This window comes from Corynebacterium ammoniagenes DSM 20306 (genome assembly GCF_001941425.1).
In the GTDB taxonomy this organism is placed as follows: Bacteria; Actinomycetota; Actinomycetes; order Mycobacteriales; family Mycobacteriaceae; genus Corynebacterium; species Corynebacterium ammoniagenes.
Map to the genome: position 1 here is coordinate 429,420 of NZ_CP009244.1, position 13,904 is coordinate 443,323.

The 13,904-nt window shown below is 55.7% G+C and carries 14 protein-coding genes and 1 pseudogene; 7 read left to right on the top strand and 8 right to left on the bottom strand.

The features are described 5' to 3' along the window. Positions 1–115: 115 nt before the first annotated feature. Both CAMM_RS02070 and CAMM_RS02075 read left to right on the top strand, forming a co-directional pair. A pseudogene (locus CAMM_RS02070) lies at positions 116–1,291 on the top strand (MFS transporter). A gap of 180 nt (positions 1,292–1,471) precedes the next feature. After that, positions 1,472–2,650 (top strand): NAD(P)-dependent malic enzyme, encoded by a 1,179-nt coding sequence (locus tag CAMM_RS02075; protein WP_003846698.1) that lies wholly within the window; start codon positions 1,472–1,474, stop codon positions 2,648–2,650. Positions 2,651–2,667: 17 nt separating this feature from the next. Here the strand turns inward: CAMM_RS02075 and CAMM_RS02080 are convergent, their stop codons facing one another. The 6 genes from CAMM_RS02080 to CAMM_RS02105 are packed head-to-tail and all read right to left on the bottom strand — an operon-like array spanning position 2,668 to position 8,480. Next, a complete protein-coding gene (locus CAMM_RS02080; protein ID WP_373871610.1) occupies positions 2,668–3,939 on the bottom strand; it encodes an alpha/beta fold hydrolase in 1,272 nt (423 codons plus the stop codon). 11 nt (positions 3,940–3,950) lie between these two features. Next, positions 3,951–5,090, bottom strand: coding sequence for an o-succinylbenzoate--CoA ligase (menE, locus tag CAMM_RS02085; RefSeq protein WP_040355097.1), 1,140 nt, complete (start codon positions 5,088–5,090; stop codon positions 3,951–3,953). Positions 5,091–5,105: 15 nt separating this feature from the next. Further along, on the bottom strand, positions 5,106–5,948 hold the full coding sequence (locus CAMM_RS02090; protein WP_003846694.1) for a metal ABC transporter permease: 843 nt from the start codon (positions 5,946–5,948) through the stop codon (positions 5,106–5,108). Continuing rightward, complete coding sequence (locus CAMM_RS02095; protein ID WP_003846692.1) at positions 5,932–6,819, bottom strand: metal ABC transporter permease; 888 nt, start codon at positions 6,817–6,819, stop codon at positions 5,932–5,934. Before CAMM_RS02095 ends, CAMM_RS02090 begins: the two co-directional genes overlap by 17 nt. A gap of 9 nt (positions 6,820–6,828) precedes the next feature. Beyond that, complete coding sequence (locus CAMM_RS02100) at positions 6,829–7,539, bottom strand: metal ABC transporter ATP-binding protein (RefSeq protein WP_003846690.1); 711 nt, start codon at positions 7,537–7,539, stop codon at positions 6,829–6,831. Continuing rightward, entirely contained in the window at positions 7,536–8,480 is a 945-nt protein-coding gene (locus CAMM_RS02105; RefSeq protein WP_415270370.1) for a metal ABC transporter substrate-binding protein, read from the bottom strand. Before CAMM_RS02105 ends, CAMM_RS02100 begins: the two co-directional genes overlap by 4 nt. 87 nt (positions 8,481–8,567) lie before the next feature. On the opposite strand from CAMM_RS02105, the gene CAMM_RS02110 reads away from it, so the two are divergent. From CAMM_RS02110 to CAMM_RS02125, 4 genes are all read left to right on the top strand, one after another. Further along, a complete protein-coding gene (locus CAMM_RS02110) occupies positions 8,568–9,086 on the top strand; it encodes a metal-dependent transcriptional regulator (protein ID WP_003846685.1) in 519 nt (172 codons plus the stop codon). A gap of 126 nt (positions 9,087–9,212) precedes the next feature. After that, positions 9,213–10,391, top strand: coding sequence for an IS256-like element ISCoam1 family transposase (locus CAMM_RS02115; RefSeq protein ID WP_040355768.1), 1,179 nt, complete (start codon positions 9,213–9,215; stop codon positions 10,389–10,391). Positions 10,392–10,440: 49 nt separating this feature from the next. Then, positions 10,441–10,635 carry a FeoA family protein gene (locus CAMM_RS02120; protein ID WP_003848007.1) on the top strand — a complete coding sequence of 65 codons (195 nt, stop codon included), beginning with the start codon at positions 10,441–10,443 and terminating at the stop codon, positions 10,633–10,635. A gap of 43 nt (positions 10,636–10,678) precedes the next feature. Then, complete coding sequence (locus CAMM_RS02125) at positions 10,679–10,978, top strand: hypothetical protein (protein ID WP_003848008.1); 300 nt, start codon at positions 10,679–10,681, stop codon at positions 10,976–10,978. 220 nt (positions 10,979–11,198) lie between these two features. On the opposite strand, the gene CAMM_RS02130 is transcribed toward CAMM_RS02125, so the two are convergent. Further along, positions 11,199–11,660, bottom strand: coding sequence for a DoxX family protein (locus CAMM_RS02130; RefSeq protein ID WP_050759876.1), 462 nt, complete (start codon positions 11,658–11,660; stop codon positions 11,199–11,201). 187 nt (positions 11,661–11,847) lie between these two features. After that, a complete protein-coding gene (locus CAMM_RS02135) occupies positions 11,848–12,795 on the bottom strand; it encodes a 1,4-dihydroxy-2-naphthoyl-CoA synthase (RefSeq protein WP_040355771.1) in 948 nt (315 codons plus the stop codon). Between the two features lie 35 nt (positions 12,796–12,830). Between CAMM_RS02135 and CAMM_RS02140 the strand changes: the two genes are divergently transcribed. Next, positions 12,831–13,856, top strand: a complete 1,026-nt coding sequence (locus CAMM_RS02140) for an o-succinylbenzoate synthase (RefSeq protein WP_003848012.1) — start codon at positions 12,831–12,833, stop codon at positions 13,854–13,856. The last annotated feature ends 48 nt before the right edge of the window (positions 13,857–13,904 follow it).

The following is a 13,904-nucleotide window of genomic DNA, read 5'->3' on the forward strand; positions in this document are numbered from 1 at the left end:
ACTTCACTGCATTTATGCATGGTTCGTAGTTACAGATAGCCAGGTGAGCGCTACTGTGTAGGGGAGTTTTCTCTCCACCCTTTCCCACACCCCATTTCCAGGAAGAAGTGTCGCCATGTCTAATGCCGCCGCAACTGAATCCCGCTTCCCGCTGATTCCTTTGACCGCGATGAGTTTTGCGGCTTTTGTCTATGTGACTTTTGAGATGTTTGCCGTGGGCCTCATTAGTCCCATGGCCCAGGACTTAGACGTGGCGGAATCCCGCATCGGGTTATTAATGACAATCTATGCCGGGGTTGTCGCCGTGGTGACCATCCCCGCGATGATTTAGCTGGGCCGATTTAATAAGCGCACCGTATTCTTAACCACCCTGGGCTTTTTAATTACCGGCATCGTGATTCAAGCACTCACGGTCAATTACTCGATGCTGGCTGTTGGGCGTATTACTGCGGCGCTAACCCATGGCGTGTTTTGGGCATTAGTGGGACCGATGGCCGCGCGCATGTCGCCGGGCAATACAGGCAAGGCCGTCGGCATTGTCTCCGTGGGCTCGACGATGGCCTTGGTCGTGGGTTCTCCTTTGGCCACTTGGTTGGGAGGACTGATCGGCTGGCGCCCAACCACCTGGGTACTAGGTGTGCTTACTATCGCAGCCGTTGCGGTCTTATTGCCGACGGTGCCGTCTTTGCCACCGCTGCCCAAAAATGACGCGGCGCAAACAAAGCACCACATGCCCTGGGATCTGATCTCCTTGGTGCTGTTTTTAATGCTCGCGGTCACCGGCGTATTTTCCGCCTACACCTACCTGGGTCTTATTCTTTCTGAAACTGCTGGTGCCGGACTTGTCTCCATCGGACTCTTTGTCTTCGGCGCACTCGGCTTATTGGGCGTTACCGTTGCCACCCGCACCGTCGACCGCCGCATGCTGCGCGGCAGCGTGCACACCACCACGCTATTTCTTCTCGCGGCCATCGTGGGGCAGCTGGCGTTTGGCTCAGATGGCGTGATGTCCGTCGTGCTGATTTTCATCGCCATCATTGTCTTCGGTGGGGCATACGGCGCATTACCGACGCTGGGAACCACCATTTTCTTGCACGCAGGGCGGAAAAACCCGGATGCGGCGTCGTCTTTGTATGTCGTGACCTATCAAGTGGGTATTGCCTCCGGTGCGGCTTTAGGTGCGATGGCAGTCGATGCCTCCTGGACCGCCGGTACCTTATGGATCATGGCGGCGCTGGCTTTGGCGTCCACCTTGGTCCTCGCGCTATGGTCGCGCCCACTGCTGCGCTAATTGGGTGAGGTCTGATTTATATTCACTGTTAAGTGACGTTTTGCAAAGATGGCAACAAAGGTCAGCCGAATATTCACAAATGTTCGCAATACGCATTTCCTATTGGGTGACCGAATTGGTTACTGTTTTCGGTTTAGAAACTACTCCCGATAATCTCGCAAGAGATAGCTAGGCAAAACGATGACTGCAGCATTGAAACGCAATACTCAGAATCTCACCGAAGAAGAAATCTTTGACGCGCACGCTGGCGGCAAGCTCTCGATTGCTTCGACCCGCCCCCTACGCGATATGCGTGACCTTTCTTTGGCTTACACCCCAGGTGTGGCCAAGGTATGCGAGGCCATTGCTGCCGACCCAGAAGTTGCCCGCACGCACACCGGCGTTGGCAACACCGTTGCTGTTATCTCCGATGGCTCCGCAGTTTTAGGTCTGGGCGATATCGGACCGCAGGCCTCCCTGCCTGTCATGGAGGGCAAAGCACAGCTGTTTAGCGCGTTTGCTGGCCTGAAGTCCGTCCCCATCGTGCTCGATACCCAAGACGTTGATGAACTAGTTGAGACGATCGCTCGCTTGGCACCATCCTTCGGCGCTATCAACCTGGAAGATATCTCCGCACCACGCTGCTTTGAGATCGAACGTCGTCTCATTGAGCGCCTCGATATCCCTGTTATGCACGATGATCAGCACGGTACTGCCGTGGTTATCCTCGCCGCACTGCGCAACTCTTTGAAGCTGCTCGGTCGTGAGCTTGCAGGCCTGAAGATTGTCATCTCTGGTGCTGGTGCGGCCGGTGTAGCAACCGTCGACATGCTCACCAATGCAGGCGCGACCGATATCATCGTGCTGGATTCGCGTGGTGTTATCCAAAAAGACCGCACCGACCTTTCGCCAACCAAGCAGGCGTTGGCTGCCAAGACCAATCCACGCAACGTTACTGGCGGCGTCAATGAAGCCTTTGAAGGCGCAGAGCTTTTCCTCGGCGTGTCTGGTGGCAGCATCGGTGAAGAAGCCGTGAAGTTGATGGCTCCCCAGCCCATCATTTTCACCCTGGCAAACCCAACCCCAGAAATCGATCCAGAGATCTCACGGAAGTACGCCGCGATTGTTGCGACCGGCCGCTCTGATCTGCCGAACCAGATCAACAATGTCCTGGCTTTCCCAGGTATCTTCGCTGGTGCACTCGCTGCGAAGGCCGCGAAGATCACCCCAGAGATGAAGCTGGCTGCTGCCGATGCCATTGCGTCCATCGTCGCAGACGAACTCGAGCCAGGCTGTATTGTGCCAGAAGCTATCGATGGCCGCGTTGCTCCAGCAGTTAAGGCCGCAGTCCAGGCAGCCGCTGAAGCGCAAGGCGTTTAGTAAAGGCCTTAAGGCCTTTACCTTTCTTCTACTAGACCGCGCAGGCGGGCAAAGATGCCTGCTCCATCATGGCCAATGCCGTCGTGTTGGAACGCATTGGTGACGTCGAATCTCAGGTCGCCGTAGGTCTGCGCGGTCTTTAGTGATTCTTCGAAAGGAACATAGATGTCATCGAGGTATATTTCAGCAGCGGAGATGGGGGCATCGCTAAGCGCTGTGGCATCATAGGGCGAGGATTGCCACTCGTGCGCTGCTACTGCCATCGCTGCTTCTTTATCGGGAATAAGAGCCGGATCTTCGTCGAATTGCCACGGGAAGATGTGCTCGCCGGTGAGATAGAACTTTTTAGCCGTACGCGGATCGAGGTCCTCTTCGAATCCCGGGATTTCTTCACGCATGCGGTGCGCCGACCAATTGGTGGCCTTTTGCCCACCGACGCCGCCATAAATGCTTTCGTGGATTGAGGCATACAGAGGATTACCGGCAAAAGAGACTTGCGCGCCGACGGTGTTGAGGAAATCCGTGCGCAGGCGCTTTTCGCCGCCGTGGGCGTGGAAAGGATTTTCCAGCAGATACGCCAGCGAGTGGAATCCGACTCCGCGGCCTAGATTGATGCCGATGGTGCGAAAACGTCGTGCCGACAGCTGCTCGCCGGTCGGCAGAATTTCCGCTGAGTCTTCCAAGTGTGCGCAGATTTCGCGAATGCGATCTTCCGCCCACGGATACTCGCGGTAGAAACGATCGTGGCGTACTTGCAGCTTGGCAAAGGTGGTGCGATATAAATCATCGACGCTTTTCTCCAGCGTCGGCAAACCGCCAGTAAGGTAAGCGTGCTCAACGGATTCGGGGTGGCGGGAAAGATACGCCGTAATACAGAAGCCGCCGAAAGACTGGCCAAAGAGCGACCACTTGTCGATGTTCAAATGCTTGCGCAGCGCTTCTGCATCCTCGACGATGTACTCCTGGCGCAGTAAGTTCAGACGCTTCGCATCCGCTGGGTTTGCCGAATCGATGCGGTGCGAATTCCCTGTGCCGCGCTGATCAAGCAAAATAACGCGAAACTCTTTGAGCATTTCCCCAACCACGCCCGTAGCATTCAGTGGTCGAGGAGCGGGCGAGCCCGGTCCGCCTTGCAAATACACAATCGCAGGTGCGTCATGTTTATCGGGGGCAACAATCTCGCGTGCGAAAAGCTCGAAAGTCTCACCATCCGGGGCATTAAAAGGATCCCAGGGGACCTGGATGGTGTGGGTGAAAAAGTCATAGCCGAAATGTCGATTATTGCGCATAACACCTAACATTACGGCGAAAATAGTTTCACTACCGCCTGTCGGTCAATCTTGCCGGGGCCAGTGACTGGCATCTCCGCTAGATGCTTGAGATCTTTCGGCAGCTGCCAGCGTGGAGTGTGTGCTTCTTCGAGTGCTTCTAAAATATCGGTCATCGACGCATTACCGGTATAAGCCGCGACAATTGCCTGTCCCAAGCGTGGGTGGGGGATACCCACAACACATGTCTGGTCAACGCCTGGAACTTTTAGCATCGCAGTCTCCAGCACCTCTGGGTGCAGCTTGAGCCCGCCAGAATCGATGATGTTATCCAAGCGCCCTGTCACGGTGAGCACGCCATTTTCTAAGACACCGCCATCAGAGGTTTGAAACCACCCGGGCTCCGCGAAAGCTTCATGGCCGGGCGCATTGCGATAACCATGCGCGATGGTTGGCCCACCTAGATAAATGCGGCCCTCATCCACGCGTACCTGCGCGCCGGGCAAGGCTACTCCGTCATAGACACAGCCACCGGCAGTCTCAGAAGAGCCATACGTGGTCACAACGTTGATCTGCATTCTGGCTGCTGACTCCAACAACTGCGGATTAGTGGCAGCACCGCCGACCAAAATTGCATCATAGGATTGCAAAGCTTCGATACCCACCTGGGTATCCATTGCCTTGGCCAGCTGCATCGGAGCGAGCGAGGTATAAGTACGCTCCCCAGTTTCTTTTAACTCCCGGGTAGCGCGCGCGAACTCTGTGATGTGAAAGCCTGCTGAGACATCAATAGCTAAGGGCTCAACCCCTGCGACCATGGAGCGAATAAGCACTTGCAGACCAGCGATATGGTGCGCTGGCATCGCGAGCAACCAGTGCCCCGGCCCACCCAGGTATTGGTAAGTCGCATCTGCACTAGAGATCAGGTTATGCGCCGTGAGCTGTGCGCCCTTCGGAGTACCAGTCGAGCCTGAGGTGGGCACCACCAATGCGATTTCCGCGTCGATTTCTTCGCCCGCGCGCTGTGAATTTTTCAACAGCGTGGACTTAGTCTTATCCGCAGCGGGCAAAGGTAGCAGCGAATAGCGGCCCGTGATGGCTAATTCCAGGTCAGGAAGGATAGCAAGCGGATCGGCAGGCGAGATAGGCAAAGGACGAAGAACATGTGGCACGACTGAAAACCTTAGTCAGTTAATGCCAACTTTCGCGGTGCGACGTTGCACGATAGTGAAACGGAGAATAAGAATTACGACAAAGATTCCCGCGTAGGTCACGGCCATAAAGGCCGAGGTTGATGCGTTAGCGTGATAAGCCAGCCAGAAACCAACCGGTGCGGTGCAGATGGCAATAATGCAGGCGGTAAGAAACAGCATCGGCACGCGATTGGTGAGAAGGCGCGCGCAGATGGCGGGAAAAACCATGAGTGCGATGACCAGCATGGCACCAGCTGCGTGGAAAGCAACGGTAGCAGTGGCAGCAACCAAAGCCATGAAGATGGTGTGCAGGCCCCGTGTGCGGATGCCAGCGACACGGGAGTAGCTGGGATCGAAGGTCGCGGTAGTCAGACGCGGCATGGTGGTCAAGATGAAAGCAGCATTGACGGCGGCTACGGCCATCATGATGAGGCTATAGCCGGGATTGGTAAAAGCAACTAGGTTCAAGTCACCGATGAGCACTACGTGAACGTCTAAGTGCACGTTAGACATGCGAGTGGAAATCAGAATAATGCCGGCGGAAAAAAGTGCAGGAAAGATCAGGCCGAGTGCCGCATCATTAGTGATGATTCCGCTTCGTCCCAACCAATCGGTGCACAGGGCCACGGCGAGACCACCGAGTGCGGCAGTCAATAGCAGCCAGGGGGAATCGATATCGGAGGTAAAGAGATATCCGACGGCGATGCCGGGTAAGACAGCGTGGCCGATTCCATCGATAAGCATGCTGTCGCGCTTTAAAACCACGAAGACTCCTGGAATCGCGCAGGCCAGCGCTGTGGTAATCGCTAATATGCAGGCGCTAAGAGCTAAAGACATGAGTGGAGCGCACCTTCTTTGCTGTGAGGGAAGCGGCTGCGATGAGTCCTTGAACCAAGACAATCGCGGGGCCGGTGGGGATGGATCCAACTGCAGTTTCGCCCGCGGCAATAGAGAAATACGTGCCAAGCACAGCCGAAAGCCCGCCGATTGCCCCGGAGCAGGCGATGAAAGGGATTAGCCGGTTAGTCCATTGCCGCGCGGCGACGGCGGGCGCAATGACGACAGCGACCATCAGCACGACGCCAACCACTTTGACGCCGATGACGGTGATTGCTACCAGGGCGATAAATCCCAAAGATCTGACGATATTTAGTTTGATGCCCGCTAGCTGGGCGAAAGGGGCGTCAAAGACGACAGCGGATTGCTTAAGGTGTACCAACGAAAGAATAAGCAATACGCCGCCGCCAATGACAAGTGCGGATTTCACATCGGCGCGGGTGAGCGTCGAGGCATTGCCCAAAAGGTAATCTTGGATTCCGGCTTTGCCGGGGATGGGATTACGAGAAATGTATTGAAGCAATAGCATGCCGAGTGAAAAGAAAGTCGTTAATGTTGCAGCCATCGCAGCATCCCGATGAATCACCGTGCGGTCAGTGATAACGGAGATAATGGCGACGGCTACTAGGCCCGTGATGATAGAGCCTGCGATGAGCAGCAGGGGATTGCGGCCATCTAAGCCAAAAGTGGCGACGAAAAGGAATACACCGAGGAGACCAAGCAAACTGGAGTGCGCGATGGCATCGGCGATCAACGCTTGGCGCTGGACTAACACTAAAGGTCCTAAGGCGCCGGCGCAGACACCGATGATGACCGTGCCCAAAAGTGCTTGGGTATACGTGTAGTCCGTGAGGAGATCAAAAGGGTTCATAATGGGGGACTAACGTGGGAGGGAAAAGAGCTGGGAGATGGCGGTATCCGTTAGGGTTTGCTGGGTTGGACCGGAGGAAATGATGCCGCCGGTACCAAGCAAGATAACGTCATCGCAATAGTCAGCGACTTCAGCCAGGTTGTGATGAACCAGCAATATCGTGACGCCACTATCGCGTAAATCGCGCAATACACTGACGATGGCGTCCTGACTTACGGCATCCACGCCGGCGAAAGGCTCATCGAGGATGAGCAAGTCTGGGTCAGTAGCAAGCGTGCGCGCCAGCAGTACCCTTTGTCGTTGCCCGCCTGACAATGCGGCGATTGGTCGTTTGGCTAAATTTGCAGCGCCGGTACGCTCTAATGCCCGATGCGCTGCGGCTTTTTCTTCTTTGCCAGGCCAGCGATACCACGGTAGCCGAGCGCTAAGTCCCATGATGGCGAGATCTCCCACAACAGCGGGAAAAGACCAATCTAGTGCAGCTTGCTGCGGCATATACCCGAGCCGGTCACGAAAATCTTCCAGTGACTTGGCATCGAAAGTGATGTGCGCGCCGGGCTCAGCGCGAACGAGGCCAACGGCTGCTTTGACGAGAGTGGATTTACCTGCGCCATTCGCGCCGACAAGACCGGTTATACGGCCGCGTTCGACATGCGCGCTGATTGAGTCCAGTACTTTATTGGCGCCATAGCTGACCGAGAGATTTTCAATGTCGATCATTTACTCAGGCCTTCTGCGACCGCTTGAGCATTGTGGGCAAAAGCCCCCAGATAAGTATCAGTTGGCTCAGTTGCGCCGAGGGTATCTGCGAAGAGTTCTTCATCAGAGACCTCCACTGCCCAGCCGCGGGATTCTACCGCTTCGCGCAGCGCGGTAATGGCCTGCGGATTGGCCTGGTTGTCCTGGAAGATAACTGGTATTTCTTTCTGGGCAATCAGATCCGCGAGTTCTGAAATCTCCTGGGGTGACTTTTCAGCATCAGTACTGACGAAGTCCGTGGCGTGAACTTCAAAGTCAAAAGTGTCGCCAAAGTAGTTGAACGCATCGTGGCCGGTAATAAGGGTGCGAGAGGAGACGTCGGCAAGCATTGCTTCCGCGGCTTGGGCTGCGGCGTCGATTTCTTCCGAGTAGGCCTTGGCATGGGCATGGTAGGAATCCGCGTTAGCGGCATCGACTTCAGCGAGCTTGTCACCAATGTGGCTTACAACCTCGGTCCAAAGCTCCGGTGAGTTCCAAATATGAGGGTCATAAAGCTGCTCACCACCGTCGCCTACCTCGTCCCATGAAAGAAGCTTGGAGGGATCCAATTGCTCACCGACCGCCAGCTGCCGCTCACCGAGCGACTCCAACTGCTCAATCATCTGCGCTTCAAGGTGCAATCCATTCCACAGCACGAGGTCTGCAGCCTGCATTTGCTCGATGTCTTTGGTGGAGGGCTGGTACGTGTGTGGGTCACCGCCCGGTCCGACCATGGTGATGACATCAGCATCTGGGGCGAGGTTTAGCGCCGCATCAGCCAGGTAGCCCGTGGTCGCATAGATCGTCAACGGTTCGGAGCCGTCAGCTCCAGTTGCGTTTTGCGCAGTGGTTGCAGAACATGCCGTGAGCGCACATGCAGTGCCAATGGCGCTAAGCCCTAAAAGTATTCGTTTCATTTCCATCCTTGAATGTTTAAGTTCAATGGGTTGAACAATTGAAAGCATACGGATGAAGATTTGTTTTTAAAACGGTTTGTTTAGGATGGGGGTATGCATGTGACAGATTTGCCGGAGCGCACGCAGGACTACCTCAAGGAACTGTTTGACCATGAAGAGCGCAACGGGGTAGACCTTCCGCTCGCGCTAGGCGATCTTGCGGCTGCGTTGAATCAAAAATTGCCAACCGCTTCTGAGGCTGTCAAGCGGCTTGCCGCCAAGGAATTAGTAGTGCATGAGCGCTACCGCGGGGTGATGCTGACGGAATTGGGGCGCGATTTGTCCCGGCAGGTTGCCCGCCGGCATCGCCTTTTGGAGACCTTCCTGGTGGAAACGTTGGGTTATACCTGGGATGAAGTCCACGATGAAGCGGACGTATTAGAGCATGCCTGCACCGACCGCTTTATCGGGCGTCTCGATGCCCACCTGAATCACCCCACCCGCGACCCGCACGGTGATCCGATTCCGCGTGCCGATGGCTCCATCGACCCGCTTTCTACCTGCACTCTTGTGGGGCTTTCGGTTGGTCAAAAAGTCAGGGCTAAGGGAACAGAAGTGTGTCCAGGATCCTGATATATCCCCAGGTTGTCTCTAATAAAGCGTAGGTATGTAATCTTTTCAGTGTTATAAACAGCTCAATCTCGGTCAATACCGGGATCAGTACCAAACCTGTGTTACCTGCCGTTATCTGCTGGTGGAATGACGAAAAACCATCCACTATGCCCGGTCTGCCATGAGCTGATGAAACGCAATGGATTTACCTCCAAAGGCACACAACGCTGGCGCTGTAAATCCACAACCTGCGGCGCTAGCACCACGAAACAACGCCGCGATAAGCGACTCGCTGCGGACTTTAAACGCTTCATCACCCATGTCACAGGCCAACAATCCATGGACACCATCGCCTGTGACATGGGAATATCACGCCGCTACCTCAGCACCCGGTTTCGCACCTTCTGGTACATCCCCACCCCAGACCCAGTCGATCCCCACCGCATCTTCGACCAACTATTTATCGACGGAACCCACCTCTCTGCCGGTTGTCTACTAATTGCCTCCACGAAAAACCACATCGTCAACTGGGTTTGGGCGAAAGAAGAAAACACCCATGACTACCTCAGGCTGCTCCAACCGATCCCCGCACCCCTGATGGTTTGCTTAGACGGTGGACGCGGTGCCTACAGCGCCATCAAAAAAGACTGGCCCAGCACACGCATCCAACGCTGCCTCGTCCACGCCCAACGCGTCGTACGCCGCTATGTCACCTCACAACCACGCACCAACGCCGGACAAGACATCTACCGCCTGGCACGCACACTCAGCCGAATTACCGACCTGGACCAAGCAGCTCAATGGTCGGCACAACTGCACAACTTCTATGTGACATACAAGGACTACCTCAACGAAAAGACCTTGTCGATCATCACCGGGAAAAGAGAATTTACCCACCTTCGAGTGCGTAAAGCCTATTACAGTCTCGAAAACCTCGACCGTAAACAATGGCTATTTACCTACCTCAACCCACCACAGAATCCGGCTGACCCCGATATTAAGTGGGCCTGCACCACCAACAGCCTGGAAGGCGGATTTAACTCCCCACTCAAACAACACGCCAGACTCCACCGAGGAAGAAGCGGTGAACGACAACGCAAAACCATCGACTGGTGGCTATACCTGCGCACACATCGCCCGAAAGACCCACAAGAAATAGCCAAAGAATGCAATTGGGGCCGTGACGCACTGTCCAAGGTAAACGCCACGACCCACAACGAGAACCAAGCCAACCAAGAAACAGGAAGACCAGCCCTCTACGACAACGCTATCTCAACCGAATACAGCCACAACCTCGGCATCCAAAAAGGCTGGATCGGCACCTAACCCGACACGCCGATAGACACGTTTTTGTTCCCTTAGCCCAAAAGTCATCATGGAGCAGGTCAATGATGACGATCCTGAGCTACTGCGCTTCCTTGCAGCACAAAACATGCGCCCTGGTGCTGAGGTTGAGCTAGTGAAACCACCGCTTGCCGGGCTATTGCACATCAGTGTTGATGGCGGTGAACCCTTTGCGCTTGCTGAGGTCGCCGCGCGCGAAATTACGGTGCGTTCGAATACGGAATAGCTTCCAGTCTTTGCCTGTCCGATCCAGCCGCTAACTTGGGTTCATGGATAAAGAGCAGGCGATCAAAATTGCTAACAACTTCGACCCTACACATCAGTGGGTACCTTCGACTCAACTGAGCAATGGCGGTTGGATTTTGGATCCATCCGATGCCCGAATCGTCATGGATGACGGCGTAGTGGTCACGACTGTTGGTCTTCCCGGCATGTATATCGCTCCTGAGGGGCTCCCGTACATGATGTATGGTCCGCCTGGGAGCTGGCCGCGAGATGCTATTGAAGCTCTGAGTGAATTGACCGAGACGGGCGAAAGCGAATATATCGAGCTGTTTGACGAAGATTAATTCAACGGCGCGGGCAAAACGGGGGCGACATAATCAAGTTGACTCCCATTCGTACAGTCGCTGCGGATTGCCTTCTCATAAGGGATTGAGGATTAATCGACATTAATCGCGGGGCAAAACCTAAAAGGCCGGCACCTGAAGGTACCGGCGGAAAATAACGCGGACTCATTGCGGAACCAAGCCAGGTGAAGTGCCCTGGTAGATTGTCCGAGATTTGAGGTTAGGCAGCTACTGGAGTCTTTGCAGCGGCTTCTTTGTTCTTGAAGATGAAGTTGTCTGCGGCGTACTGGCCAGGGCCTGCTGCGAGAAGAATTACTGCAACAGCGGCGATAACCATAACTAGCTCCCAGCCGTTCTCGGTAACCATCACACCGGAGCTGAAGTGGCCGCCCCAGATACCGGCGCCAACCATCTGCAGTGCAACAAGTGCGGCAGCAATACGGGTAATCAGACCGATGAGAATCAAGATGCCACCGACAAGTTCAATGGCGGCTGCGATAGGTGCTGCGATGCCAGCGGCAGGAACGCCCATACCGGTGAAGGCATCAGTAGTTCCCGCAATGGTCCACTCGTTGAACTTCTGCCAGCCGTGGGCAATGAGAACTACGCCCAGGATGGTACGTGCGATGAGAAGGCCGGCGGACTCAGTGGGAGACTTAAAGGTTGAAGTGAAATTCAGCATGGTGAAAGTGTAAATCATCGATATTGTCGCGTCAACTTAAAGCTTTAACTAATTTTATAACGTCTTCTAACGTAGCTTGGAAGTAGTAGCGTGTCGGGGTAATTTTGCGGTAGATGGCGTCGACAAAGGTCGGCGCAAGGTACCCCACAGCCCCGAGTGAGTAAATCGCGCGGGGCTGTTGTATTTCCTAGTAGTAGTAAGGGAATTCTTCCCAATTCGGGTCGCGCTTTTGAAGGAAGGAGTCGCGGCCTTCGACGGCTTCGTCGGTCATATACGCCAGGCGGGTGGCTTCGCCGGCGAAGACTTGTTGGCCCATGAGGCCATCGTCGGTGAGGTTGAAGGCGAATTTCAGCATGCGCTGCGCGGTCGGGGATTTGGTGTTGATTTCGCGGGCGGCTTCGATGGCTTCTTGTTCGATGTCTTTGTGGTCGGCCACGATGTTGACCGCGCCCATTTGTTGCATGCGCTCAGCCGAGTAAGTGCGGCCGAGGAAGAAGATTTCGCGGGCATATTTTTGCCCGACCATCTTCGCTAGGTAGGCAGAGCCGTAGCCGGCGTCAAAGGATCCGACATCGGCATCGGTTTGCTTAAACGCAGCTTCCTGGCGGGAGGCGATGGTCAGATCACAGACGACGTGCAGGGAGTGCCCGCCACCGGCGGCCCAGCCATTGACCACGGCAATAACTACTTTGGGCATGGTGCGAATCAGACGTTGTACTTCCAAGATGTGCAGGCGGCCGCCTTCGACTTTCTCACGTGCGGTATCGACTGTATCGGCGGTTTCACCTTCGGCGTAGCGGTAGCCGGAGCGGCCGCGGATGCGCTGGTCGCCGCCGGAGCAAAATGCCCAGCCGCCGTCTTTTTCACTCGGGCCATTGCCGGTGAGCAGCACCGTTCCGACATCCGGGGTACGGCGCGCGTGGTCGAGTACGCGGTAGAGCTCATCGACGGTATGCGGGCGAAAGGCATTGCGTACTTCCGGGCGGTCAAAGGCAATGCGCACGATGCCATTGGCACGACCTTCGCCCACGTGGCGGTGGTAGGTGATATCGGTGAGGTCAGAAAAGCCGTCCACCGCACGCCACTGGGGGGCGTCAAAAGGATTATCGGTGCTATAAGTTCGGGTTGCAGTCATGCACTCTAATCTAGTCGCCGCCTAAAGTAGGCAGCATGCAGATCGACGATATCCTAGACCGCGCGCATGTAGTGGCGCTTCCTTTGGCCGTAAAATTTCGCGGAATCACCACCCGCGAAGCATTGCTTATCGATGGCCCCGCAGGCTGGGGAGAATTTTCCCCTTTTGTGGAATACCAGCCCGAAGAAGCAGCGCACTGGTTAGCCGCAGGCTTAGAAGCAGCCTATGACGGTTTCCCAGAATCTGTGCGCGATACCGTCGAGGTCAATGGCACCATTCCGGCCGTAGCCGCGGAGCAGGTGCCGGAGGTGATGGCGCGTTATCCGGGCGTGCGCACCTGGAAGGTCAAGGTCGCAGAACCAGGCCAAAGCTTGGAAGAAGACATCGCGCGCGTTGCAGCAGTGCGTGAGTACGCCGCGGTGCACACTCCTAATTTGGTATCCAATATTCGCGTGGATGCCAACGGCGGGTGGAGCGTGGACGAGGCCATCGAAGCGGCGAAAAATATGATGCCGCTGGATTATATGGAACAGCCCTGCCGCACCACGGAAGAACTAGCGCAGGTGCGCAGCCAACTAATGCGGGCGGGGTTGTTTGTCCGCGTGGCGGCCGATGAATCCATCCGCAAAGCCAGTGACCCCTACCGGGTGGCGCAGTTGCAGGCGGCGGACGTGGCCATCGTTAAGCCAGCGCCGTTGGGCGGGGTGCGCAACACGCTGGACATTGCGCGCAACCTGCGCGATCGCCACATGGATATCACGGTAGCCTCCGCATTAGATACAGCCGTGGGAATTTCCATGGGCTTGGCCACGGTGGCCGCGCTGCCACGCATTTTTGATGATGAAGACATTGACGTGGTTCCGGCTGCTGCAGGTCTTGCCACAGGGTCACTATTTTTAGAAGATGTTGCCGCCCCGCGTGCGCTTATTGATGGCTCTTTGCCCGCCGCTCCCATCGCCGCCGACCCGGATCGCCTGGCGGCCTTGGCTGCTCCTGCTGAGCGGAAAGACTGGTGGTTCGAGCGCGTGCGGGAGTGCTTTGCGGTTTTGGATGCAAAATAACTTCTAGCACTGTGTGCTGCAGCGATGCGGGTAAAAGTGATGTTCTCG